We start from the raw sequence: 26,729 nt of genomic DNA on the forward strand, positions 1-26,729 counted from the left end.
AAAATAAGCAAAAGTGAAATAGCAAGACACATGGGTATTGATAGAAGAGCTGTTGATAAATATTCAAATGTCTTTGACCTTTATTTTATAAATTCCGCCATAAAAATAACCACACTTCTAAATCAATAGGTGGGTGTGGTTTTGTGACTTATATTTTAAGAATAGCCATCTTCAAATTATTTTCACTTGTATAATCTTTGATTTCTGTAAATCCAAATTTTCTATAAAATTCTCTTAATCTATCTACATCTTCATACTCTATCCAAATATATGAACCGCCAAATATATTCGCACCTTCTAAAACTTTCTCATATGCTAAAGTTAACAAATCGTTTCCATTTATAGATTTTGTAGCCAATGCTTCTTCAGAATAATTTTTTCCTATTTGAGCAATTAAGTATCCTTGTATGATTAAATTGTCGTTTCCACTGTGAGTTTCACCCTTTTGGTATAACTTCTTCTTTAACGTGTTTGATATTTTATCTAACATACGTTTTGTAAAAACTAAAGGTTTATTACTAATTGTAAAATAACCAACTAGTATTTGTTTGCTTTTGAATTGTGAAAAAACTAAATGAGTTCTAGACAGGTTTTGTCTATCAAATGCTATAGACTTATTTTTCAAAAATAAATCAACATCGTGCGCTGATTCACTTCCTGAAATTGATATTGTCTCAAATGAATTTAGTATATTTAAAACTGAAGGTATCTTTCGCTTAACCTCTTGCTTATCACCTGTTAACAATTCTGAAAGTGATATTACTTTTACAGTCAATTACTTCGATAGTCCTTCAATAGATTTTCAATCTCACAAGTTGATTTTATTTTAGTCGCTTTTATGTTTGTTTTGTTCACATTACTATTATTTTCGTTAATCTCCATCGCATCTATTAGTTTTTGCGCTGATTTTTTTGTGAATTTATAATCTGTAGTAATACTTATTGTAGCCATACTACTCACTTCCTTATTTTACTTCATTTGACAACCAAGTATACATTGTCTACGTTGTATTCTTGTTTACAATGTATCATGAAAGCATCTTTTCGACAATAGATTCAATAAATTTCTTTAGTGTACATGATTTTACACTTAAACCAATTTGTTTCTTAGCATAAAAACACCCATACTGTAACTAGTGTGGGTGTTTTCAACATGCAGACAGCTTCTTACTGCAATACGAAAGTGAGTCCTCTGCATAGCCGGATTGATTACCAGAAATCTAATTACATTACAACGTACTAAAAGAAACTCCTTATTTACTCAAAAGGTATACTAAACTTCTCTTTATAACCTATATGATTTTAACATTGCAAAAGACAAATCCCCTTATAAATATCTACGCTAAAATTACTAACTCTTATAATAAAGACGCCTCCCATAAGTTTAGTCACCTAATGGAAGACGTCTCGTAATTAAAATATATTTGCGTGCATTCTAATTTATACTTAGAATGAATCATACTCGTGCATAATGTAATTTTCTAATTAGTCAAAACTATAAACAGTTTTACATCATTCCTGGCATGCCGCCCATGTTAGGTTGGTCATTATTTTTTTCTGGAATTGATGCCACAACCGCTTCAGTTGTTAAGAACATTGCTGCAACACTTGCTGCATGTTGTAATGCTGAGCGTGTTACTTTAGTTGGATCAACGATACCTGCTTCTAACATATTAACCCACTCGTTTGTAGCAGCGTTAAAACCAACACCCGGCTCTGCGTTTTTCAAACGTTCTACAATAACAGAACCTTCTAATCCTGCATTTTCAGCAATTTGGCGAACTGGTGCAGTTAAAGCTTTAAGTACAATATTCACACCTGTTTCAATGTCACCTTCTGCTTCTATTTCGCTTACTTTTTGGTAAACATTTACTAATGCAGTACCACCACCTGCAACAATACCTTCTTCTACTGCTGCACGTGTAGAGTTTAATGCATCTTCAATACGTAATTTACGTTCTTTAAGCTCAGTTTCACTTGCTGCACCTACTTTAATAACTGCAACACCACCTGCTAATTTAGCTAAGCGCTCTTGTAATTTTTCACGATCAAAGTCAGATTCAGTTTCTTCAATTTGAGATTTCAATTGGCTTACGCGTGCATCAATACTGTTTTCATCACCATCACCATCAACAACAGTCGTGTTATCTTTAGTAACCTCAACTTTACTTGCAGTACCTAACATATCAATCGTTGCATCTTTAAGGTCTAATCCTAAGTCATCAGTAATTACCTGTGCACCAGTTAAAATAGCCAAATCTTCTAACATTGCTTTACGGCGATCACCAAATCCTGGTGCTTTAACAGCAACAGCTGTAAATGTACCACGCATGCGGTTTAGCACGATATTTGTTAACGCATCTCCTTCAACTTCATCTGCAACAATTAAGATAGGGCGATTTGATTGAACTACTTGTTCTAATAAAGGTAAGATATCTTGGAATGATGAGATTTTTTTATCTGTCACTAAAATGTACGGGCGTTCTAATTCAGCAACCATTTTATCTGAATCAGTAACCATATACGGTGATTGATAACCACGGTCAAACTGCATACCTTCAACAACTTCAAGTTCAGTATTCAAGCCATTTGACTCTTCAATTGTAATGACTCCATCATTACCTACTTTTTCCATTGCTTCTGAAATATAACGTCCAATTTCTTCATCTGCTGCAGAAATTGCACCTACTTGCGCTATTTCATTTTTATTTTCAACTTTTTGAGAATTTTCATGTAATGCTTTTACAGCAACTTTCACTGCTTTATCAATACCTTGACGTAAACCTACTGGATTAGCACCACTTGTGACATTTTTCAATCCTTCTTGAATCATTGCTTGAGCTAATACTGTCGCAGTTGTAGTACCGTCACCTGCAATTTCGTTTGTTTTATTTGCTACTTCTTGAACTAATTTCGCGCCCATATTTTCATATGGATCTTCTAATTCGATTTCTTTAGCAATCGTCACACCATCGTTCGTAATTAAAGGTGCTGTAAATTCTTTATCTAATACAACATTACGTCCTTTAGGACCAATTGTTACTTTAACAGCATTTGCAAGTTGGTCAACACCACGTAACATTGCTTGACGCGCATCTTCAGAGAATTTCAATTGTTTAACCATAAATGATAAACCTCCATTTGTTTAGTTGTGTTTCATTTTCGTTCTTTTTAATTTATTTATGAATTAAGTTCTGTATTATTCAATAACTGCTAAAATATCTTCTTCATTTAATACCAGATATGTTTCATTATCTCGTTTAACTTCTGTACCAGCATATTGTTGGAACACGACACGGTCCCCTTCTTTCACTTCAGGAGTCACTCTTGTACCATTATTTAATAGACGTCCAGTTCCTACTGCAACGATAACGCCTTCGTTTGATTTTTCTTTAGCACTATCAGTTAAAACAATACCACTTTTAGTTGTTTGTTCTTGTTCTTTTTTCTCAATAATCACACGATTTCCAATTGGTTTTAGCATGATTGTTCCTCCTTAAAAAAACCTAAAGTTTAGCACTTAACATTAAAGAGTGCTAACATACATTTATAATAATCAAATTTGGTCAAAATTTCAAGTCATAACCTTTTAATTAAGTTTTGTAACTTCAAGTTATTTAAGATAAAATAAATTATAAACAAATAATTGGAGGAAAATTATGACAAGACTATGGGCATCATTGCTAACTGTTATTATATATTTATTGTCGCAATTTTTACCGGCAGTCATTGTAAACACAACACAATTTGCACAATATAGTGATTTGGAACAACTCAAAGCCGGCGTCTATATTCAACTCGTTCTATTTTTAATTGCGGCTACTACGATTATTTTTATTAATTTTAAAATCAAAGACCCTACAAGATTAGAATCTGAAGTAAAGGAACCTAATAAATACATTATTCCATGGGCATTACTTGGATTTGCACTTGTCATGGTTTATCAATTTATAGTGAGCATTGTATTAACACAAATATACGGTGGACAACAAGTAAGTCCAAATACAGAAAAGCTAATACTTATTGCTCGAAAAATACCTATATTTATCTTCTTTGTATCTATTATCGGTCCTTTATTAGAAGAATACGTATTCAGAAAAGTAATCTTTGGAGAATTATTTAATGCGATTAAAGGTAATCGTATCGTGGCATTTATTATTGCTACAACAGTAAGTTCATTAATATTTGCATTAGCACATAATGATTTCAAATTTATTCCAGTTTATTTTGGTATGGGTGTCATTTTTTCATTAGCATATGTATGGACAAAACGGCTTGCTGTTCCAATTATTATCCATATGTTACAAAACGGATTTGTAGTCATATCCCAATTACTAATACCAGATACAATGAAAAAGGCAGCCGAACATGCAAGTTTTATTTATCATATTTTTATGCCATAACATAACAAAACGAATCACTGACAGATTAAAGTCGTTGTGATTCGTTTTTATTTTGCTTTTTATTTCGCTTTACGAATAAGAATAGCATGATTGAAAATACCACAATCATAGAACATACAATTGCTATCCAACTTTTACTATACACTGTAGTTGCGCTTTTCTTATTTTCTTCTTGTTTTTTTACAACTGTAAAATCATCTTTTTCATGTGGCTCAAATGCACGATGTTTCGTGTCTGTCTTATCTTCTGGTTTCTTCAAATCTGGCATTGATCCAATTTCACCAGTAATTAAAGCCAATACTTGTTCATCCAAATTACGATAGTATCTTTCTGATTTCAATGGGTTGAAATATTGGAATCTAAAGTAATTAGATTGCTGTTGTAATCCATTTAAATATGCATTTCCGCTGAAATTTTGTTTGCGAATAATATTATAAATGTCTTCATCAGTAACTTCTCCATAATCTTTACCCAACTTATTAATTTGATTTAAAATATACGGATTATACTTGTAAGCCCCATTCGCCAAGGCTAAAAATCGTTGGGATACAAAATCATTACTAGTAGGATTTGGTGAGTTCCCTTGATTTCCATTTGGTTGCCATTGACCTTGATTAGATCCATCTGAAGCATTTGGGTTCCTTGTTCCCCCATTTTTCGAGCCACCAGAATGATTGGAATCCCCAGGCTGATTGGGATTAGGTGACGGGTTAGGATTTGGCTTTGGTTTATCTGGGTCTGGTTTGGGATCCGGATTTGGTTTCGGGTTATCTGGATCTGGTTTGGGATCCGGATTTGGTTTCGGGTTATCTGGATCTGGTTTGGGATCCGGATTTGGTTTCGGGTTATCTGGATCTGGTTTTGGATCTGGATTTGGATCTGGATTTGGCTTTGGTTTATCTGTATCTGGTTTTGGATCCGGATTCGGCTTTGGTTTATCTGTATCTGGTTTTGGTTCAGGATTTGGTTTCGGGTTATCTGGATTCACTTGGTTTGAATCAGAATTTGCATCTCGATTATTAGAACCTGTTCCTCCATTATCAGCTGTATTTGGTTGATGAGGTGCTCCAGTCCCATTATTACTTTCATTTAGTTCATTGGATGGAGATGTTGAAGTTGAATCACCATTTATATTTGTAGCAGATGTTTCTTCATTTATATTAGTTTTGGCTTCAACTGTGTGCGTTACAATACCGACTCCTGAACTACTCAAAACAAAGATACTTGTTGAAAGTAATATTTTCTTGACCCAATGATATGACATTTCACGAGACACCTCCCTTTTTCATGTAAGTATTAATCTAAGTATAATAAATATGCGTTGAAAATGCATTTATATTTGAAATTTGAAAATGAATATTAATATTCTTGAAACTTTCGTAAATATTGCTTTACAAGTTTAGGTATAAATTTTATACTTAGTTTATTAAATATTATTTACACAGAAGGAGCAATTATTATGGGTTTATTTAAAAAAGATAAAACAGCAATGACTTTTAATGATGCAATGGAAGAAAGACGTTCAATATATAATTTAAAAGAAACTATTTCAATTAGTGATGACGAATTAGAATCAATCATTGCACATGCAATTAAGCATGTTCCCTCATCATTTAATTCTCAATCGACAAGAATCTTATTACTTTTAAACGACAACAATAATAAATTTTGGGATAACACAAAAGCTATTTTAAAAGAAGTAATGGGCGAAGATCGTGATTTTACCCCTACTGAACAAAAAATAAATAATTTTAAACACTCATATGGCACTATTTTGTTTTATGAAGATCAAGATGTTGTGAGTGGATTACAAGAGCAAATGCCAAATTACTATGATAACTTTGCTATTTGGTCTACACAAACAAATGCAATGCATCAATACGCTATTTGGACAGCGTTAGCAACTAAAGGTATTGGTGCTTCTTTACAACACTATAATCCATTAGTTGATGAAATGGCAGCAAACGAGTTTGATATTCCTAACAACTGGAAACTCTATGCTCAAATGCCATTCGGTGATGTTCGTGAAGCTGCCGGTGAGAAATCATTTAATCCTATCGAAGATCGTTTTGTAATTAAGAAGTAATATGTATTTTTGCTGACAAATTAATTTTTTGTCAGCTTTTTTTGCGTTTCTATATATCTTTTAGTAAGTTATAAATAAGATTTATCAAGGATGTGATGTTATGAAAGTTCAAATTTATCAAGTACCAATCATTTTAGGTGATAGTCACAAAAATGAGATACAATTAATGCAATGGTTTGAGGAACATGTAAATAAAGACATAGATGTAGTTGTCTTACCTGAAATGTGGAACAATGGTTATGATTTAGAACACTTAAATGACAAAGCAGATAAAAATTTAGATAGAAGCTTTTCGTTTATTAAAAAATTAGCTGAAAAATATGCTGTTGATATCATAGCTGGTTCTGTTTCTAATATTAAAAATAATAAAATATATAACACCGCTTTTAGTGTAAATCTCCATGGCCAGCTAACTAATGAATATGACAAAGTTCATTTGGTACCTATGTTAAGAGAGCATGAATTTTTAACAGCTGGTGAAAATGTAGCAGAACCATTCCATTTATCTAATGGTACTTTAGTGACTCAGCTTATATGTTATGACTTACGCTTTCCAGAATTATTAAGATATCCAGCTCGTTGTGGTGCAAAAATTGCATTTTATGTTGCACAATGGCCATTTTCAAGACTTAAACATTGGCAATCCTTATTAAAGGCACGTGCCATTGAAAATAATATGTTTGTCATCGGAACTAATAGCACAGGATTTGATGGCAATACCGAATATGCAGGTCATTCAATGGTGATTAATCCAAACGGAGATGTAATTTCAGAATTAAAAACTGAATCAGATGTTTTAACTGTAGATTTAAATTTAAACGAAGTAGATCAACAACGAGAAAACATTCCAGTGTTTAAAAGTATAAAATTAGATTTATACAAGTAAGATGCATTAATTTAAAATTAAACTTTAAAGATACTTACAATAATACTTAGAATTATGATTCGCTTCTTCATAAGTCTATTTTTATGTATAGACCTCCGCCATATCAAATAATTCATCTTTAAGTTCTTGATACTAGTTAAAACGTTTTAATCCCCTCTTTTATTGCATCAAAAAAGGCCACGAGCTTGGGAGGGGCTCACGACCATATACTTATTATTAAGGGAATGTTTTACAGTTATTTTTTCAATCTATTTTTGGGGATGTTATTAATTATGAAAAAAATTATATTTATCAAATAATGATAAATCGATGTTGTTTACGATAGCTTACATGCTAGAAATAATTATCTGTAATGATAATTAAGAAAAATACATAGCACTGAGTCCAAGGAAACTAACTCTATTAGCAAATGTTACTCACTTGCTAAATTCACATGGTTATTAAGTTGGGATGGCTTAATAACTCATACTTTTAGTACTATACGAAGATAACAAATTTACAATGAAAGTAATTAATTATTCGTCTTATTTTTTAGTGAATTTGTTCACAGTGTCGATAATCCATTTTACTAAGTCACTGATTGTTGAAATGATATCTTGTGCCATTGAAATCACTCCTTCCTTAATTAAGATAAAAATTCTTAAAATTAAACAACTCATCAACTATTTTCCATCACATCTCTGTGATCTATTTATATTAAAACATGCAAAAAGCATTTGTTTTCTATTTTTTCTTAACTAGTCATTTTTTATTCTTAACTGTAAATTTTTTTATGTTAAAATATTAAATACAAATTACATTCAACAGTTAAGTATTTATTTTCGACAGTTAGGCAATATAATGATAAAAGATTGTACTAAATCGTATAATATGAGTGAGGAGAGTGGTGTAAAATTGAATTATTTTGATAATAAAATTGACCAGTTCGCCACGTATCTTCAAAAGAGAAATAACTTAGATCATATTCAATTTTTGCAAGTAAGATTAGGGATGCAGGTCTTAGCTAAAAATATAGGTAAATTGATAGTAATGTATACTCTTGCTTATATTTTAGACATTTTTATTTACACGTTAATCACGAATTTAACATTTTATTTAATAAGACGGCATGCACATGGTGCACATGCGCCCACTTCTTTTTGGTGTTATATAGAGAGTATTATATTGTTTGTACTTTTACCTTTAGTACTAGCAAATTTTCAAATCAATTCATTAATTATGACTATTATGACATTTATTGCTATAGGTTTGATAATTATTTATGCTCCTGCAGCAACTAAAAAGAAACCCATTCCCGTTCGTCTTATTAAACGAAAAAAATATTACTCAATTATTATTAGTTTAATCTTTTTCATTATCACACTTTTTTTAAATGAAACGATTGCTCAATTTATTCAATTGGGCATCATAATTGAAGCTATTACATTATTACCTATTTTCTTTATTAGGAGGACTTAAAATGAATACATTATTTAACTTATTTTTTGATTTTATTACTGGGATTTTAAAAAACATTGGTAACATCGCACTTATAGTACATGCGACTTCATAATGGACGAAGTTGAAGTACCAAAAGAATTAACACAATTACACGAATAACTTAAATAGAGAGTGTGATGGTAGTGGAATTAATAAATAATTATAGTTTTGTTTTATTCGTATTAACTCAAATGATATTAATGTTTACAATACCAGCTATTATTAGTGAAATCAAATATAGTAAACTTGATTATATATGTATTGTAGCAATTTCGACATTATCATTATTTTTATTTAAAATGTTTGATAGTGCATCCCTTATAATAATAACTGTATTCGTAATTATATTGTATTTCATCAAAATCAAATGGTATGCTATTTTGCTGATTATGACTTCACAAATAATTTTGTACTGTGCTAACTATATGTTTATAGTCATGTACGCCTATATTGGCAAAATTTCTGAAAGTGTATTTGTAATATTTCCAAGTTTTTTTGTAGTTTATGTGACAATCAGCTTACTATTCTCATATATTATAAATAGAGTTCTTAAAAAAATAAGCACATCATATTTAATACTAAATAAAGGTTTTCTAATAGTTATTTCGACCATTCTATTGCTTACTTTTTCTTTATTCTTTTTTTATTCACAAATAAACTCGGATGAAGCTAAAGTAATAAGGCAATATTCTTTTATTTTTATCGGAATAACTATATTTTTAAGTATATTAACATTTGTTATTTCTCAATTTCTCCTTAAAGAAATGAAATACAAACGTAACCAAGAAGAAATTGAAACATATTACGAATATACTTTAAAAATCGAGGCAATCAATAATGAAATGCGCAAGTTCCGTCATGATTATGTCAATATATTAACAACACTTTCTGAATATATTCGCGAGGATGACATGACTGGTTTGCGTGATTATTTCAATAAAAATATTGTACCGATGAAAGATAATTTGCAAATGAATGCTATTAAATTAAATGGTATTGAGAACCTTAAAGTACGTGAGATTAAAGGTTTAATTACAGCCAAAATTTTACGTGCTCAAGAAATGAATATTCCTATTAGTATAGAAATTCCTGATGAAGTAACGCGCATTAATTTGAATATGATCGATTTAAGTCGTAGTATTGGCATAATTCTTGATAACGCAATTGAAGCATCAACTGAAATTGATGATCCTATCATTAGAGTTGCATTTATTGAAAGCGAAAATTCGGTAACGTTTATTGTTATGAATAAATGTGCTGATGATATACCACGCATTCATGAATTGTTCCAAGAAAGTTTTTCTACTAAAGGTGAAGGTCGTGGTTTAGGTCTATCAACTTTAAAAGAAATTGCTGATAATGCGGATAATGTCTTGTTAGATACGATTATCGAAAATGGTTTCTTTATTCAAAAAGTTGAAATTATTAACAACTAGCCATAAGGATGTGAAAGAATGAAAATTTTCATTTGCGAAGACGATCCAAAACAAAGAGAAAACATGGTTACCATTATTAAAAATTATATAATGATAGAAGAAAAACCTATGGAAATTGCCCTCGCAACTGATGATCCTTATGAGGTGCTTGAGCAATCTAAAAATATGAATGACATAGGTTGTTACTTTTTAGATATTCAACTTTCAACAGACATTAATGGTATTAAATTAGGTAGTGAAATACGTAAGCATGACCCAGTTGGCAATATTATATTTGTTACTAGTCATAGTGAACTTACTTATTTAACATTTGTCTACAAAGTTGCAGCAATGGATTTCATTTTTAAAGATGATCCTGCTGAATTAAGAACACGAATTATAGATTGTCTAGAAACTGCACATACACGCTTACAGTTACTATCAAAAGATAATAGCGTTGAAACGATAGAGTTAAAACGTGGCAGTAATTCAGTGTATGTTCAATATGATGATATTATGTTTTTCGAATCATCAACCAAATCTCATAGACTCATTGCCCATTTAGATAATCGTCAAATTGAATTTTATGGTAATTTAAAAGAATTGAGTCAATTAGATGAGCGTTTTTTCAGATGTCATAATAGTTTTGTCGTCAATCGACATAATATCGAATCCATTGATTCTAAAGAACGTATTGTTTATTTTAAAAATCAAGAACATTGTTATGCATCGGTAAGAAACGTTAAAAAAATATAATATGATAACTAAGTCAGTTAACGGCGTAACCCTTTTATGTACCCTGTTTAATATTAACAGTGTAACTTTTCAACGCTTTGTATAGCTGGCTTTTTTATATCTAATTTTAATTATCATTTCCACCAATCGTTCCGCCACTGCAAGTTACAAACATATTCTTATTACACATAATTCATCAATTTCTTAATAACTGCACAATACCTCACCTTACGTTTTAACAAAACAGTCTAAACATGAAATCAATTTATTCTGTTGTTAAGTCGCAATCTCCATCTTCTTTAATCTCTGGTATTATTTTTTCTTCAACTAAGTCACGATATAATGCTTTTGAAATTTCGTTCAATTTCAATTTATGATTTTGAATACTTTTCTTCCACACAAATGTATACCTATTGGCATTAGCTTCTACTTTTGTAGCATCAATAAAAATCGAATTATCATCAATAAGATTTTGCTTTAAACATTATCTATGGAACTGAATAAATAAAGATTCAATTAACGCATCAGTATTAGGATTCACTCTAAAACGATTAATAGTTTTATAAGAAGGTGTTTGATCTTGAGCTAACCACATCATTCGAATACTGTCATGAAGTAATTTCTCTATTCTACGACCAGAAAATACAGATTGAGTATATGCATATAAGATGATTTTTAACATCATTTTTGGATGATAGGATGTTGCGCCACGATGATGTCTGAATTCATCGAATTCGCTATCAGGTATCGTTTCAACAATATCATTAACATATCGTGAAATATCATTTTGAGGGATTCTAACAGAAGTTTCTATTGGTAGTGTAAGTTGGGTCATGTTGTAATTTTTATACATAAGACACCTCGTTAATTTAGTTTAGTGGTATTTATTAAATTATACGAAGGGATCCAACACAGAAAATTCAAATTATTGAATTATACATTTATGTGCAAGTTGGGCAAAGTGTCTTATTTTTTTAAAGTATTTAAAAGTAAAATTACATGTTAATACGTAGTATTAATGGCGAGACTCCTGAGGGAGCAGTGCCAGTCGAAGACAGGGGCCCCAACACAGAAGCTGACATATAGTCAGCTTACAACAATGTGCCGGTTGGAGTGGCTGAGACGGCACTCTAGGAAGGGACCCGTCATCAAAAATTCTATTTATAGAATTTTACAATTATGTGCCAGACGGGCATAGCGAAGCCATTCAATACGAAGTATTGTATAAATAGAGAACAGCAGTAAGATATTTTCTAATTGAAAATTATCTTACTGCTGTTTTTTAGGGATTTATGTCCTAACACTGCTTAAAATATTAAAATTATAATGAATCTTCAACTTCTTGAATGCTAGGTAAGCTGTTAATAGCACCATATTTCGTTGTCACTATTGCAGCAACACGATTACTAAATGCTAAAATATCCTCACCTTCATTTTCAAAAAGATGGATTAAATCTAATGTTGAAGACTCTAAAATTCGACTAATCACCGCACCAATAAATGCATCACCAGCTCCTGTTGTATCTACAGCATTTACTTTGTAACCTGCGTGATTAAGTGTAATGCCGCCTTTCAAATAGACTGCAGCACCTTCCGAACCTTTTGTATAAATAACCACTTTGACGTTGCCTAAAAATAAAGATTGAATAGCTTCGTTTTCATCATGAATACCTGTTATAAATTCTAATTCTTCATCAGAAACTTTTACTATATGTGCTAGTGGTAAAAATGAATGAATCGCATGCTTCAAATCCTCTGGATTATCCCATAAAGGTAGCCTTACATTAGGATCAAAAACAACCGTACCGTTTGCATCTAACACTTTAGTAATTAATTTATGATGAGCATTTTTCATCGGACTTTCAACTAAATCCACAGAACAAAAATGTACTATATCATTTTCATTCACTTCAATATCATCTACATAACTCGGCTCAAATAGCATATCCGCGGATGGTTTTCGATAGAATGAAAAGTCTCGTTCACCCGCCTCAGTTAAACTTACAAAAGCTAAAGCCGTATTAGCTTTGTTCGTGCGATAGACATGATTCACATCCACACCTATATTAGAAATTGTTTCAACAATGCTATCTCCAAAAGCATCGTTACCCAATTGTGTAATCATAAATGCTTGCTGCCCTAACTTTTGAACAGCACAGGCTACATTACATGGCGCGCCACCAATTTGCTTCGTAAATGTTTCAACATCTTTCAAATTGGTATTTGTCACATTTGGAATAAAATCAATTAACGCTTCTCCTATTGCAAATAAACGTCTCATTCTTGATCATCCTTTAAATCATATTTAGTAAACTGTAAATAAACTTGGCCTGATTCTGTTGATGTTTTAATACCAATCGCATCGTCAGTCGGGAAAATTCGTGATGTTAATACGCGCTCACCATCATTACAGAAAATTTCAATACTGGATGTATCAACATAAATTTGTAATTTTTTCAATGGTGTATCTAATGTCGTGCTACGCGTCATACCTTCTACATTTGTTGGTAATAGGCCACTATCACTTCGATCCAATGTAATTTTATTTTCACGTTTATTATAAGAGATTAAAGTTGAAGACGTTTTTGATGTACGAAGTTCGAAATATACTTCAGTTGAATCATTATCTAAAATATCAATAATCAGTTCATATTGCTTACCTTCATATGGATGTAGCTTTCGTGTAAATTTATTTGCGTAGCCTAATGCCGTCTCTTTATTATGTCGTAACTTTTCTAACGCTGGATACGGACGTTGCATGAGTCGCCCATTTTCCACAGTTAATACGCGAGGAATAGTTAAACAATGTGCCCAACCTTCGTTATCTGTAGGATACTCGATTTCTGGCAATCCCATCCATCCGATTAACACACGTTGCCCCTTTTCATCTAAAAATGTTTGAGGTGCATAAAAGTCAAAACCATTATCAAGTTCGACAAAATCTTCATGCTCAAAAGTTAAGTTTTCAATATCTAATTGACCTAGCATATAACCACTTTGATAAATATTTTTAAACTGATCACCTTGCGAATCAATACCTTGAGGACAAATAAGTATCACATCTTGACCATCGATATTAAAATAATCTGGGCACTCCCACATATATCCAAAATCATCTAATTCAGTTTTAATTTCACCTAAATAATGCCAGTTAATGATATCTTCAGTGCTATACAATAATAATCGCCCTTGATGTTCATTATTTTGGGCACCAATGACTGCATAATACTTATCATCTTTTTTAAATACTTTCGGATCTCTAAAATGACTTGTATATCCTTCAGGTTGCTGATTAATTACAGGCTTTGGAAACTTTTCTACTGTTCCATCATCTTTCATACGAGCCATCATTTGACTCGAATGTCTTTGCCAATGGTTGTCTCGATGATTCCCAGTATACATATAATATAAATGTCCATTATATTCGAAAGCACTACCACTATACACACCATGACTATCATATTTTGAGTCTGGATTTAATATGGGCCCTTCTGCTTTAAAAGTTACTAAATCATCACTTGTATAATTAAACCAATATTTTAACCCATGAACTGCACCTAATGGAAACCACTGATGAGACACATAATATTTTCCATTATAAAAAATAAGCCCATTCGGATCATTCAATAATCCAGTTTCAGGTTGAATATGAAATTGTTGACGAAATTTAGATTGATCAACTTGTTGTTTTAAATATTTAAAATACTCCGTATCAACGTCTTCAATACGCTGATAACGTTCTTCTCTAGTCCATTCGGTCATAATATTTGTCCAGTCCTCCTTTAACATTTACGCTACTAACAATTTATATTCTATTATAGCAAATTTTACTTACGTTCTTTAATTATTGCGCTATAATATTTTCATCCATTATGGTATCGGTTCCACCTTTGTTTTTAAAAAATATAGCGTCTAAATGCTAACTTCTACAGTGACGCTATATGGTAAATCTTTCTTTTTTAGCATTTGTTGAATTTCTTCCATTGCACATTGACCCGCTTCATAATAATTATAATGAATTGTTTTAATCGTCGGAGATACTAACTGAGTCATGGGGTTTCCACCAAAACCATAAATTTGTTTAGGTTTCATGGCATCTTCTTTCCCAGAATAATATTTATAAGCTGCTAATGCAATCGTATCTGTCGCGCCAACAATCGCATCAACTTGCTTTACATTTTTTAATACTTGAGCAACATCTTGTTGTGCATCGTTATACGTGAAATTTGATTCATGTACATTTGGTGTAATTTGATATTTAGCTAGTTGATCAAGTAAACCACGTTTTCTATGTATACCGACTGCAATATCTTTTTCACTTACACTAAATACTTCAACATGTCGATAATCTTGTTGCCCAATCCATTCACCAATGATTTGCCCTGCTTTGTAGTCATCATGCACAATACTATGAAGTTGTTCATGCTGTTGCCCAACAATGACTGTTGGAACTTTCATTTTATTTATAACTTCAATATGCTTTTTAGTGATATCCGTAGCCATTAAAACAATGCCATCCACTTTGCTACGCGCTAACGTTTCAAGTGCTTGAATTTCTGCTTCAATGTTTAGTCCAGTATAATTTAAGATTAACTGAGAACCATATTTTTCACATTGCTTTGCTAACCCTTTAATTGTCTCATCTACAGCATATGAATTCATTCTAGGTATTATTGCGCCAATAAGATGTGTTTGTCGGGCTCTTAAACTTTGAGCAAATTGATTCGGTTGATAGTCATGCTCATCAATAATTTTTGTTAATTTTTCACTTGTTTTTTTGCTGACAGATCCATTATTTAAAAACCTAGATACTGTACTTTTTGAAACACCTGCTAATTTAGCAATATCGGATATATTTTTCATAATTACTCACCTATCATTATTTATGACGCTTATTTTTATTTTAGCATATATGTAACCGCTTCAAATAATATTTCATCTCCTTTCTAAAAAATATTTAACAAAACAGAAAATGTCCTAACACCTTTTTTAACCAGATGTCAGGACAATTTATTTTCTATGTATTTTTAGTTTAATATCGAATATGTTTATTAAATCTATTTAGCTCGCCTTCAAAATAAGCATGCTCACCATGTACAATTTTGTCTAATCCTATATTTGTTTCTTGCTCTGTCACAGACAATGGCGTAATCAACTTAATTACTTTCGCAATAATAAATGTCATAACTACGCTAAAAATTACTACTGCAGTAACACAAAGTAATTGTATTAAAACAATATGAACATCACCTGTATAAATGAATCCATTATTTATATCCGGATTTGCTTTTTTACTTTGGAAAACTGCTGTTAAGACGGCACCAATAATACCACCTACACCATGAATACCAAATGCATCTAACGCATCATGATATTTTAGTTTCACTTTTATATAATTAATGACGATATAACAACAAATTCCACCAATTAATGCCATAATTGTCGCACTAAGATATGTTACATATCCAGCTGCAGGTGTAATTACAACGAGACCAGCCAGAGCACCTAATAATAGGCCAAGTAAACTTGTAGTCTTTTTGAAAATATATTCTAAAATCAACCAACCTATAGCACCTGCACTTGCAGCAATAACTGTATTGGTAAATGCTAACATTGCAATTTGATCAAATGTAAATGCACTACCAACATTAAATCCGTACCATCCAATCCACACAAAAATACCACCAATTAAGGTAATAATTAAATTATGAGGCGTTGATTCAGATTGTTTGTTTCCTTTTCCAATCATAATCGCCAGTACCAAACCTGAAACACCTGATGTAATATGAACGACTGTACCACCAGCGAAATCTAATACGCCAAGTTTATTGATCCAACCGCCACCCCATACCCAGTGCGCTACCGGGCTATAAACAAGTGCTGTCCAAACAACTACAAATAATAGATACGGTATAAATTTCATTTTTTCAGCGATTGAACCTGATAAAATTGAGATTGCAATCGTACAAAACATCATTTGAAATAACATAAATAATGCTAATGGTATATGCGGACTTATATCTTCTTGTGTAGCAAAACCTACATGATTAAGAAGAGTATATTGCCAATTCCCAAACCATAGGCTACCATCTCCAAAACTAATAGTAAAACCAACTGTTATCCAAACAAATGTTACTATAACAATTGCTGCCATACTTTGCATAACAGTATTAAGTGCATTTTTAGATTGAACTAATCCACCATAAAACAAACTTAATCCTGGCGTCATTAGCCAAACTAATAATGTACATAAAAACATAAATATTGTGTCGTTAAGATTCATACTTACCACTCCCTTAATTTCATAATAATCTGATAATTTATAAAATGCAAAAATGCGTAAGATTATATTACATGCGTTGAAATAAAATATGACACAACTTTTGTTAGCACTTGCATTTTCCTTAGTATTTCCATAATAAAAAGGCTATTTCCTCGATTTTAATACAGAGAAAATAGCCTTTTTAATGTGTGTTTATTAGCAATAATAGATATCGTTATACTTTTTGAACTGTAATCGTCCAAGAAGCATTATCAACTTGTTCGAAATTAGTTACCGGATATCCATTTTCTGCTGCCCAATTTGGAATAGCTTCAGTCGCTTGTGTGCAGTCAAAATCAATTTTCAATTCATCTCCAGATGATAATGTTGCCATTTTCTTTTGTGCTTCAATCAATGGGAATGGGCACACCATACCTACTGTACCTAATTCATATATCATAACTATTACTCCTCTTTTTAATTATATTATTAAATGTTGTTTTTCTGATTTTCAGTTCTTGAAATCACTCAAATTTATACTGCTTGTGTTTGTTGTTGTACCTTATCAACTTGTTGTTGAACCTTCCTCATCGGACGAACAAACATAAAATGACTGATTGTCCATACGCCAGCAATCATCGCTGCTAGTGCAATCCAACCTTGCCAAGTCATCATAGCTGTTTCAACAAGACCATTACCTATAGAACATCCACCTGCTACTGAAGCGCCAAAGCCCATACATATACCACCTATAGCACTGTTACGAATCGTAATCCTATCTGGCAAACGCCATTTAAATTCTTTTGAACCTCTAGCTGCAATATAAGAACCTATAAATATCCCTAAAACTAACAAGACACCCCAGTCAATAAATTTCGATTCACCAGTAATTAAAAAATGAATTAAATTGGCCGATGGTGTTGTAATTCCAAGTCCTGCATTTCTACCAGTCGATGTACTCACTGGCCATGCTAATAAAGCAATAAGCCCAATTGCAATTGCAGCTATAAATGGATGATAGCGTTTTTCGAAAAGATAATGTCTGATACCCGTATATCGTTGCTTCAATTTAGGAATTGCTACTTTTGATTTTTTATTATTAAGTGTTCTAACTACAAGTACAATAGTAATGATAGATAATACTGCTACTAACACCCCAAAAGGTATACCGGTCGTTTGAGATATATCACTATTCACATTCGTTGATTGATTAATTTGATGCATTACTGGTTTTAAAATCCCTGTCTTAGTTATCGCAGCAGTAATAGCATACAAAATTAAGGCAATCCAACTTCCTATCAAACCTTCGCCGGCACGATACCAAGTACCAGTTGCACAACCACCTGCTAATACAATTCCAATTCCAAATATAAATGAGCCGATAATCGTTCCTAAAATAGGAAAACTGTGCGTAGGAATTTGTAAAACGCCCGTTGCCGTCAAAATTAATAGTCCGATACTTTGAATTGTAATAGCTATTAATAATGCGTAAAACATTTTATTATTCTTTTGCACGTACATATCACGAAAACCACCAGTTAAGCAAAATCTCGTACGTTGCATAACAAATCCTAAAAGTCCCCCGACTAATAAACCACTAATAATCATCCAAGTCATTATAATATCACCTATTTCCGATAAGTTTAGTATGTATTATAGGCGATGATTTCTCTCTTTTCAACCTTATACACAATATTTTCGCTATACAATTTAATATTTTCTAAGTGAAGCCAATAGTTATTGTGTGGATTGTTTAACATAAATATACATAATTACTAAGTTGAATTAAGACTTAACAATATAGCAGTTTACCGCTAAAATTTCAGACTCAATTAAAAAAGCCTGAGACTTTGTCTCAGACCCTTCAAAAATAATTTAAGATATAACAAGGTTAATCTTTAAAGCTACATCACATTTATTCACTGTAATTTTTCATAAAGAATAGTAACGACTGTAATTCTATACCTAAGTCTATTTGATGAACTTGCACATCTGATGGTGTATTTATTCTGCCAGGTGTAAAGTTTAAAATCCCTTTCACACCAGCTTGAACGAGTTCATCTGCCACTTTTTGAGCTACTCTCTCTGGTGTCGTTAAAATCACAACATCAATTTCTTCTTTCTTCAATGTCGCTATTAAATCATTATTATCTTTTACAATAACATTCCCTATTTTTTGGCCAATAACATCTTCTTTAATATCAAATGCTTCAGTAATAGTCATATCGTCATGAATTGAAAAGTTATATGTGAGTAATGCTTTCCCTAGGTTCCCGACTCCGACAATTGCGATTTTTATCATATCACTTTCGCTAAGTTCAGATTTAAAGAAATCTAATAAACTATCTATATTATATCCGTATCCTTTTTTACCTAATTCGCCAAAATATGAAAAATCACGACGAATTGTTGCCGAGTCAATTTGTAACGCATCGCTAATCGCTTTTGAATTTACACGATCTATACCTTTAGATTTTAATGAACTCACAAATCTATAATATAACGGTAAACGTTTTAAAGTTGCTCGAGGAATTTTAACTTGGTCACTCATTCGCTATTTCCTCCTTCGTGTTTGAATGAATTATATCTATGTATTCAAACGAGTTAGAGCGTAGTTGTTAGATTATTAAAAAACAAATAATTGATTACAATGAATACTTAAATATTATACATTATTGAATTTTAAAAATAAATATCTTAGTTTCATGACGGCGTTTTATACTGTAAAATGGTTATTAATGTAATGATTACGATTGAAATCGTAAATTAAAACTAATTGACGAAATACGAAAGGTGAAGATCGAATGATACTTTTACAACTTAATCATATATCAAAATCGTTCGATGGTGAAGATATATTTACTGATGTTGATTTTGAAGTAAAAACAGGTGAAAGAATAGGGATTGTAGGAAGAAATGGTGCCGGTAAATCAACATTAATGAAAATTATAGCCGGTGTAGAAAACTATGATTCAGGAAATTTGTCCAAAATCAAAAACTTAAAGCTTGGCTATTTAACTCAACAAATGACACTAAACTCTAATGCAACGGTTTTTGAAGAAATGTCTAAACCATTTGAACATATTAAAAACATGGAAAAATTAATTAAAGAAGAAACCGATTGGTTAGCTAAACATGCAGATGATTATGATTCCGATTCATATAAAACTCATATGTCACGTTATGAATCTTTATCAAATCAATATGAACAGTTAGATGGCTATCAATACGAGAGTAAAATTAAAACTGTATTGCATGGTTTAAATTTCACTGAAGATGATTTTAACAAGCCTATTAACGACTTTAGTGGTGGTCAAAAAACACGCCTTTCGTTAGCTCAAATGTTATTAAATGAACCTGATTTATTACTTTTAGATGAGCCTACCAACCATTTGGACTTAGAAACAACTAAGTGGCTTGAGGATTATTTACGTTATTTTAAAGGTGCAATCGTAATTATTAGTCATGATCGTTACTTTTTAGATAAAATTGTAACTCAAATTTATGATGTAGCCTTGGGTGACGTCAAACGTTATGTTGGTAACTATGATCAATTTATTAAGCAACGCGATTTATATTATGAAAAGCGAATGCAAGAATATGAAAATCAACAAGAAGAAATTAAACGTTTAGAAACATTTGTTGAGAAGAATATTACACGTGCCTCCACAAGTGGTATGGCAAAAAGCAGACGTAAAATTTTAGAAAAAATGGAACGTATTGACAAACCAATGTTAGATGCTAAAAGTGCGAATATACAATTCGGCTTTGACCGTAACACAGGGAACGATGTCATGCACATTAAAAATTTAGAAATTGGTTATCAAACACCTATTACCCAACCTATTAACGTTGAAGTTTCAAAAGGTGACCATATCGCTATTATAGGGCCTAACGGTATTGGAAAATCAACATTGATTAAAACTATCGCTAAACAACAACAAGCACTTGGTGGCAATATTACCTTTGGTGCAAATTTGCAAATTGGATATTATGATCAAAAGCAAGCTGAATTTAAATCTAATAATTCCATTTTAGATTACGTATGGGATCAATATCCATTAATGAACGAAAAAGATATACGCGCCGTACTTGGACGTTTCTTATTCGTACAAGATGATGTTAAAAAAATTATCAACGATTTATCGGGTGGCGAAAAGGCAAGACTTCAGTTAGCACTTCTAATGTTACAACGCGATAATGTCCTCATTTTAGATGAGCCTACCAATCATCTTGATATCGATTCAAAAGAAATGTTAGAACAAGCACTTCAACATTTTGAAGGAACAATTTTATTTGTTTCTCACGATCGTTATTTTATTAATCAATTAGCAAATAAAGTATTTGATTTAACAAAAGATGGCGGGAAAATGTATCTTGGAGATTATCAATATTATATTGAAAAAGTTGAAGAAGCTGCTGCAATAAAAGCACAACAAGATGAAATTTCTGTCAATAACGAATCACATGAAAAATCGCATGAGTATTCCTCGTATCATAATCAAAAAGAACAAAGACGCGAACAGCGAAAACTAGAAAGACAAATTAATGATTGTGAGAACGAAATAGAATCTTTAGAAGCAGCTATAGCTTTGATTGATGAACAATTAACTCAACCAGATATATACAGTAACCCACAAAAAGCAAATGAATTAGCTCTCGAAAAACAAGAAAGCGAACAAAAATTAGAACAAGCCATGACAAATTGGGAAGAATTACAACAAAAATTATAAATATATCCATAACTCTAACTGTGAAAAGTCATTAGTTAGAGTTATTTTTTAACAAATTTCAAGTTTTTTTATTCACATTAAGAATGTTGATATAATAACTATCCACAAAGTTATCCTAGTTATCCACAAGTAAATTAACACTAACACACAATTAATTTTTGCTTTTCCCACTTAATATCCACAATAAAACCCATTATTTACATCAGTTGTCCACAAGTTATGCACGCTTTGTTGATAAGTACGCATGTTCCCTATTGACATTCATTTTTTAAAAATTATTTGTTCATTAATCTCAACTATGAAATAATATTATTATTAAACTGGTTATTTATAATAATTCAAAAAATATAAGGAGTTACATATGAGCACAAATCAAACGTTTTTAATATTTGTCGTTGCGGTAATATTTATTGCTTCAATTGTAAGAATTGTTGGACGATATATGAATCGTCAAAAACTATTTAATTCTATGGAAACATTATGGCGAACGATTTCTCCCTTAGAGACTTTTATAAGACCGAATTCACATTATGACTATGAATATCAACTTTATAAAGACAACTACAAGCCTCATACTTTAGTTGATGATAAAACTTGGTCAGATTTAAACATGTCTGCGGTATTTCACCAGATGAACTATAATTTAACAGCTATTGGCGAAATGAAGCTTTATAGTTGTTTACGTGGTATGCTATCAATTAAAAATAAATCATTACTCAATTTATTTAATAACAACTCAGAATTTAGACAGCATGTAACTTTTCATTTAGCTTTGTTAGGCAAGTCAGTTTATCCGACTTTTCCAGATCAAATTACACCTGTAAAACGTCAAACACTCTTAATGCTTTGTCCGTTATTACCTATCATTACATTCGCAATTATTTTTATAAATGCACAAGTCGGCATTTTGTTATTTCTATTAAGCTGTTTATTTAATATTATTTTATCTGCTATTTTAAAACGTACATATGAGGATGACTTAAAATCAATTTTTTATGCATCAAATGTTTTAAAACATGGCTATGCTATTTCAAAAATTAAACATGCACCTCAACCAGAGGTCAATTTTAAACATTTTAGAACGGCTCGCCACCTTACAAGTGTTTTAGCTGAAGTTAACGAAGAAGATATTGGTGCTATGGTAATTAAACTAGTTAAACTCATTTTCATGCTCGATTATCTTTTATTCCATACAATTCAAAAAAGCTATACTACACATATGAAAGAGTTGAAAAATTGTTTTGACTATATCGCAGAGTTAGATAACCATTATTCGTTAGCTATGTATCGTAGAACTTTAGATGTTTATACAGAACCGCATATTGATGAAACTAAAAATAGTATTGAGTTCACTGAATTAACGCATCCACTCATTTCAGATGCTATTGCCAATGATTTTTCATTATCACAAAATATATTATTAACCGGTTCTAATGCATCTGGGAAATCTACATTTATGAAAGCTATTGCGATAAATATTATACTTGCAAAAACGATTCATACAGTTACTGCAAGTAAATTTGTATATCAACCGGGTAATGTTTTCACATCTATGGCAAATGCCGATAGCGTATTATCTGGCGATAGCTATTTTATGGCGGAATTAAAGTCAATTAAAAGAATTGTCAATATCTCTGGAAATCAAAATATATACTGCTTTATAGATGAAATTTTCAAAGGTACCAATACAACTGAACGAATTGCCGCTTCTGAATCAGTTTTATCATTTTTAAATCAAAAATCTAACTTTAAGGTCATAGCTGCTACACATGACATAGAGTTAGCTGAATTATTAAAACATCAATATTCGAATTATCATTTTAATGAAGTTATAGAAAATAATAAAATTCATTTTGACTATAAGATTAAACCTGGAAAAGCCAATACACGAAATGCTATCGAACTACTAAGAATCACTTCATTCCCAGAACAAATATATGAACGTGCAAAAGATAATGTGCCGAAAATTTAGCATTTAAAATTAAACATAAAAACGTCAGTTATCACATGACAATGACGATGTCACCATTAAAAACTGGTTCACCGTTAACATGTTAATAACTGACGTTTATTTATTCTATAGAATAATCTTCTAAATCGATGTTACTATGTCCATTCAATGCTAAATCTGAAAATTTACCGTTCTGATATAAATAATAACCAGCAACACCTATCATGGCTGCATTGTCTGTGCATAATTTGGGACTTGGAATTGTTAGATCAATGTCATTCTCTTTACATTGATTTGTTAATGATTGACGTAATCCTTTGTTACTTGCAACACCACCAGCAACTATTAGTCGTTGTACTCCGTAGTCTTTACAAGCTTGAATTGCTTTATAAGTTAATACATCTACGACGCTATTTTGAAAACTAGTCGCTACATTGGCTGCAATGATTGGAATATTTTTTTGTCGTTGATTATGTAACTGATTAATTACAGCACTTTTTAAGCCACTAAAACTAAAATCATAACTATCTTTATCTAACCATACACGAGGAAAAGCATACGTATCCTCACCAGTTGCAGCTAAACGATCGACTTGTGGACCACCTGGATAACTTAATCCAATTGTTCGTGCCACCTTATCATAAGCTTCGCCTACTGCGTCATCACGAGTCTCACCTATCACCTCAAATGTCAAATGATCTTTCATATAAACTAATTCTGTATGACCACCTGAAACTATGAGTGCGATAAGTGGGAATGTCAATGGCGTTTCAATATGATTAGCATAAATATGTCCTGCAATATGATGAACCGGTATTAATGGTTTATCATACGCAAACGCTAATGCTTTAGCTGCGTTGACTCCAATTAGCAACGCACCAATTAAACCTGGGCCTTCTGTTACCGCTACTGCATCTATATCTTCCATTGATACTTTTGCTTCTTCAAGAGCCTCATCAATTGTTGTGGTAATACCTTCAACATGATGCCTACTTGCTACTTCGGGAACAACACCGCCAAATCGTTTATGACTTTCAATTTGACTTAAAACGATATTCGATAACACATCTCTACCATTTTTTATTATGCTAACACTCGTTTCATCGCAACTTGTTTCCACGGCAAGTATTAATATATCTTTAGTCATTTAAATTCACCCACATTACCATTGCATCTTCACCTTCACCATAATAATTTTTACGTTTCCCACCATATTGAAAACCTAAATTTTCATATACATGTTGTGCTACTTTATTATTTACTCTTACTTCTAGACTCATTACATCACATGTATGACTCGCATAATTTTTACCATATTTTAATAACATTTGACCTAAGCCATAGCCTCTATATTGATTATCTATAGCAACTGTTGTAATTTGCGCTTGATCTATCACTATCCATAAACCTAAATAACCTATAATTTGTTGTTCAAATTCTAAAACAAAATACTTCGCAAAGTTATTTTGCTCAATTTCATGATAAAATGCATCAATTGTCCATGAACTATCATTAAAACTATGACGCTCTATATCAAAAACTTGTGGTACATCTTCCTTTGTCATTGCTCTAATATTTAATTGCTCTTTTGACTGTTGATCCAATTTCGTTCCGCCTCAGCTAATTTATGGTATTTAGGTGTGAATGTATGAATATCCGAAGGCTCATCTATTAAGTGATACATTACTGATGCATTCGGTAATTGCGCTACAGTATCTCCTTGTAAATCATCTTGCAATTGCACTGTATCTTTACCTATAAATACATAAGGCTGATTTAAGCCTTTTAAAAATGTTAGTAAATCTTCAATTGTCATATATTGATCTTCTAATATAGTTTCCAATTCATTTTGTTGCCACTGATAAACGCCTGTATATACAGCTTTTCTTCTTGCATCAAAAATTGGAACTAACAATTTATCAGTATTATTAATTGTTGCTGCTAATGCTTTTAATGAGGAAACACCGTATAACTTTATATTTAAGGCATAAGCTAATGTTTTTGCTACTGTAACACCTATTCGTAATCCTGTATATGATCCTGGACCTTCAGCAACAACAATTGCATCTAATTGATGTTTTGTTATTTGACACTGCTTAAATAATTCGCTAATTGCTGGCATTAATTGTACTGAATGATTTTGTTTTGAATCAGTTGTTATTTCAGCTCTAACTTTATCATCTTCCATAATTGCTACTGATAATGGTTGATTGGATGTATCAATAAGCAGCAAATTCATTTTCGATTACCTCCTTAATAATTTCATAATGTTCACCTAATGCTATAAGTTCTATTACTCTGCTTGTTTCAGATAGAGTTGTAATATTTATTGTTAAATGATTTGCAGGAAGTAAGTCTTTAATAAATTGACTCCATTCAATAACTGTAATCGCCCTATCTTCAAAAAATTCATCAAACCCTAAATCTTCTTCAGAATCTTCTAAGCGATAACAATCCATATGATGTAATTTTAAATTTGTACCTTTGTATGATTTAATAATATTAAATGTTGGTGAATTAATTGTACGTTTGACACCTAATGCTTTTCCTATAAATTGTGTTAACGTTGTTTTGCCTGCGCCTAAATCTCCATTAAGTAAAATCAAATCGCCACTCTTCAATTGTTCAACTAAAAACGTAGCAAATTGATTCATTTCCTCTAAATTGTTTATCTTTATCAATGTTGATTCTCCTATAATATGAGGTTGAGACATAAATTTTTTGTGCTCTGGGAAACCAATGAACGGCGTCCCAAAAGCATGATTTTCGGCAAAAACTCT

Annotated in this window: 25 protein-coding genes and 2 pseudogenes; 9 read left to right on the plus strand and 18 right to left on the minus strand. The window is 31.6% G+C overall.

Annotation, left to right across the window (positions count from 1 at the left end):
- Nucleotides 1-148: 148 nt before the first annotated feature.
- From ML436_10260 to groES, 4 genes are all read right to left on the minus strand, one after another.
- The gene (locus ML436_10260; protein UMT77524.1) at nucleotides 149-775 is read right to left on the minus strand and encodes a hypothetical protein; all 627 of its coding nucleotides are present in this window, start codon (nucleotides 773-775) and stop codon (nucleotides 149-151) included.
- Nucleotides 772-951 (minus strand): hypothetical protein, encoded by a 180-nt coding sequence (locus ML436_10265; protein ID UMT77525.1) that lies wholly within the window; start codon nucleotides 949-951, stop codon nucleotides 772-774. Before ML436_10265 ends, ML436_10260 begins: the two co-directional genes overlap by 4 nt.
- A 555-nt stretch (nucleotides 952-1,506) precedes the next feature.
- Nucleotides 1,507-3,123, minus strand: coding sequence for a chaperonin GroEL (groL, locus tag ML436_10270; GenBank protein ID UMT77526.1), 1,617 nt, complete (start codon nucleotides 3,121-3,123; stop codon nucleotides 1,507-1,509).
- A 75-nt stretch (nucleotides 3,124-3,198) separates the two neighbouring features.
- Nucleotides 3,199-3,483, minus strand: a complete 285-nt coding sequence (gene groES / locus ML436_10275; protein UMT77527.1) for a co-chaperone GroES — start codon at nucleotides 3,481-3,483, stop codon at nucleotides 3,199-3,201.
- Nucleotides 3,484-3,658: 175 nt separating this feature from the next.
- Here groES and mroQ point away from each other — a divergent pair, with 175 nt between their 5' ends.
- On the plus strand, nucleotides 3,659-4,402 hold the full coding sequence (gene mroQ, locus ML436_10280) for a CPBP family intramembrane metalloprotease MroQ (protein ID UMT77528.1): 744 nt from the start codon (nucleotides 3,659-3,661) through the stop codon (nucleotides 4,400-4,402).
- A 25-nt stretch (nucleotides 4,403-4,427) separates the two neighbouring features.
- Here mroQ and ML436_10285 read toward each other — a convergent pair whose 3' ends face one another.
- Complete coding sequence (locus ML436_10285) at nucleotides 4,428-5,666, minus strand: SdrH family protein (protein ID UMT77529.1); 1,239 nt, start codon at nucleotides 5,664-5,666, stop codon at nucleotides 4,428-4,430.
- Between the two features lie 195 nt (nucleotides 5,667-5,861).
- Between ML436_10285 and ML436_10290 the strand changes: the two genes are divergently transcribed.
- Both ML436_10290 and ML436_10295 read left to right on the plus strand, forming a co-directional pair.
- On the plus strand, nucleotides 5,862-6,488 hold the full coding sequence (locus ML436_10290; protein ID UMT77530.1) for a nitroreductase family protein: 627 nt from the start codon (nucleotides 5,862-5,864) through the stop codon (nucleotides 6,486-6,488).
- 100 nt (nucleotides 6,489-6,588) lie between these two features.
- Nucleotides 6,589-7,374 (plus strand): carbon-nitrogen family hydrolase, encoded by a 786-nt coding sequence (locus ML436_10295; GenBank protein ID UMT77531.1) that lies wholly within the window; start codon nucleotides 6,589-6,591, stop codon nucleotides 7,372-7,374.
- A gap of 524 nt (nucleotides 7,375-7,898) precedes the next feature.
- On the opposite strand, the gene hld is transcribed toward ML436_10295, so the two are convergent.
- Entirely contained in the window at nucleotides 7,899-7,979 is an 81-nt protein-coding gene (gene hld, locus ML436_10300; protein ID UMT79516.1) for a delta-hemolysin, read from the minus strand.
- A 289-nt stretch (nucleotides 7,980-8,268) separates the two neighbouring features.
- Here hld and ML436_10305 point away from each other — a divergent pair, with 289 nt between their 5' ends.
- From ML436_10305 to ML436_10320, 4 genes and pseudogenes are all read left to right on the plus strand, one after another.
- On the plus strand, nucleotides 8,269-8,832 hold the full coding sequence (locus tag ML436_10305; GenBank protein ID UMT77532.1) for an accessory gene regulator AgrB: 564 nt from the start codon (nucleotides 8,269-8,271) through the stop codon (nucleotides 8,830-8,832).
- A gap of 1 nt (nucleotide 8,833) precedes the next feature.
- A pseudogene (locus ML436_10310) lies at nucleotides 8,834-8,973 on the plus strand (cyclic lactone autoinducer peptide).
- Between the two features lie 23 nt (nucleotides 8,974-8,996).
- Complete coding sequence (locus tag ML436_10315; protein UMT77533.1) at nucleotides 8,997-10,289, plus strand: GHKL domain-containing protein; 1,293 nt, start codon at nucleotides 8,997-8,999, stop codon at nucleotides 10,287-10,289.
- An 18-nt stretch (nucleotides 10,290-10,307) separates the two neighbouring features.
- Nucleotides 10,308-11,024, plus strand: coding sequence for a LytTR family DNA-binding domain-containing protein (locus tag ML436_10320; GenBank protein ID UMT77534.1), 717 nt, complete (start codon nucleotides 10,308-10,310; stop codon nucleotides 11,022-11,024).
- 247 nt (nucleotides 11,025-11,271) lie between these two features.
- On the opposite strand, the pseudogene ML436_10325 reads toward ML436_10320, so the two are convergent.
- The 8 genes and pseudogenes from ML436_10325 to ML436_10360 form a co-directional block, all read right to left on the minus strand.
- Nucleotides 11,272-11,856, minus strand: a pseudogene (locus tag ML436_10325) (transposase).
- 468 nt (nucleotides 11,857-12,324) lie between these two features.
- Nucleotides 12,325-13,284: a carbohydrate kinase gene (locus ML436_10330; protein ID UMT77535.1), complete on the minus strand. Its 960-nt coding sequence runs from the start codon at nucleotides 13,282-13,284 to the stop codon at nucleotides 12,325-12,327.
- On the minus strand, nucleotides 13,281-14,765 hold the full coding sequence (locus ML436_10335; protein UMT77536.1) for a sucrose-6-phosphate hydrolase: 1,485 nt from the start codon (nucleotides 14,763-14,765) through the stop codon (nucleotides 13,281-13,283). The genes ML436_10330 and ML436_10335 overlap by 4 nt, the downstream gene beginning before the upstream one ends.
- A 150-nt stretch (nucleotides 14,766-14,915) precedes the next feature.
- A complete protein-coding gene (locus ML436_10340) occupies nucleotides 14,916-15,866 on the minus strand; it encodes a LacI family DNA-binding transcriptional regulator (protein ID UMT77537.1) in 951 nt (316 codons plus the stop codon).
- A gap of 169 nt (nucleotides 15,867-16,035) precedes the next feature.
- Nucleotides 16,036-17,286, minus strand: coding sequence for an ammonium transporter (locus tag ML436_10345; protein UMT77538.1), 1,251 nt, complete (start codon nucleotides 17,284-17,286; stop codon nucleotides 16,036-16,038).
- Between the two features lie 214 nt (nucleotides 17,287-17,500).
- Entirely contained in the window at nucleotides 17,501-17,725 is a 225-nt protein-coding gene (locus ML436_10350; GenBank protein UMT77539.1) for a sulfurtransferase TusA family protein, read from the minus strand.
- A gap of 74 nt (nucleotides 17,726-17,799) precedes the next feature.
- Nucleotides 17,800-18,882 (minus strand): YeeE/YedE family protein, encoded by a 1,083-nt coding sequence (locus ML436_10355; protein UMT77540.1) that lies wholly within the window; start codon nucleotides 18,880-18,882, stop codon nucleotides 17,800-17,802.
- Between the two features lie 298 nt (nucleotides 18,883-19,180).
- Complete coding sequence (locus tag ML436_10360) at nucleotides 19,181-19,816, minus strand: redox-sensing transcriptional repressor Rex (protein UMT77541.1); 636 nt, start codon at nucleotides 19,814-19,816, stop codon at nucleotides 19,181-19,183.
- Nucleotides 19,817-20,069: 253 nt separating this feature from the next.
- Here ML436_10360 and abc-f point away from each other — a divergent pair, with 253 nt between their 5' ends.
- Nucleotides 20,070-21,998: an ABC-F type ribosomal protection protein gene (gene abc-f, locus ML436_10365; protein ID UMT77542.1), complete on the plus strand. Its 1,929-nt coding sequence runs from the start codon at nucleotides 20,070-20,072 to the stop codon at nucleotides 21,996-21,998.
- Between the two features lie 361 nt (nucleotides 21,999-22,359).
- Nucleotides 22,360-23,970, plus strand: coding sequence for a MutS family DNA mismatch repair protein (locus tag ML436_10370; protein UMT77543.1), 1,611 nt, complete (start codon nucleotides 22,360-22,362; stop codon nucleotides 23,968-23,970).
- 100 nt (nucleotides 23,971-24,070) lie between these two features.
- Here the strand turns inward: ML436_10370 and tsaD are convergent, their stop codons facing one another.
- From tsaD to tsaE, 4 genes are read right to left on the minus strand one after another with little or no spacing between them, the layout of a single operon-like run.
- Entirely contained in the window at nucleotides 24,071-25,096 is a 1,026-nt protein-coding gene (gene tsaD / locus ML436_10375) for a tRNA (adenosine(37)-N6)-threonylcarbamoyltransferase complex transferase subunit TsaD (GenBank protein UMT77544.1), read from the minus strand.
- Complete coding sequence (rimI, locus tag ML436_10380; GenBank protein ID UMT77545.1) at nucleotides 25,089-25,553, minus strand: ribosomal protein S18-alanine N-acetyltransferase; 465 nt, start codon at nucleotides 25,551-25,553, stop codon at nucleotides 25,089-25,091. Before rimI ends, tsaD begins: the two co-directional genes overlap by 8 nt.
- On the minus strand, nucleotides 25,526-26,188 hold the full coding sequence (tsaB, locus tag ML436_10385; protein ID UMT77546.1) for a tRNA (adenosine(37)-N6)-threonylcarbamoyltransferase complex dimerization subunit type 1 TsaB: 663 nt from the start codon (nucleotides 26,186-26,188) through the stop codon (nucleotides 25,526-25,528). The genes rimI and tsaB overlap by 28 nt, the downstream gene beginning before the upstream one ends.
- Complete coding sequence (gene tsaE, locus ML436_10390) at nucleotides 26,169-26,630, minus strand: tRNA (adenosine(37)-N6)-threonylcarbamoyltransferase complex ATPase subunit type 1 TsaE (protein UMT77547.1); 462 nt, start codon at nucleotides 26,628-26,630, stop codon at nucleotides 26,169-26,171. Before tsaE ends, tsaB begins: the two co-directional genes overlap by 20 nt.
- Between the last annotated feature and the right edge of the window lie 99 nt (nucleotides 26,631-26,729).

Source organism: Staphylococcus roterodami (genome assembly GCA_022493055.1).
In the GTDB taxonomy this organism is placed as follows: domain Bacteria; phylum Bacillota; class Bacilli; order Staphylococcales; family Staphylococcaceae; genus Staphylococcus; species Staphylococcus singaporensis.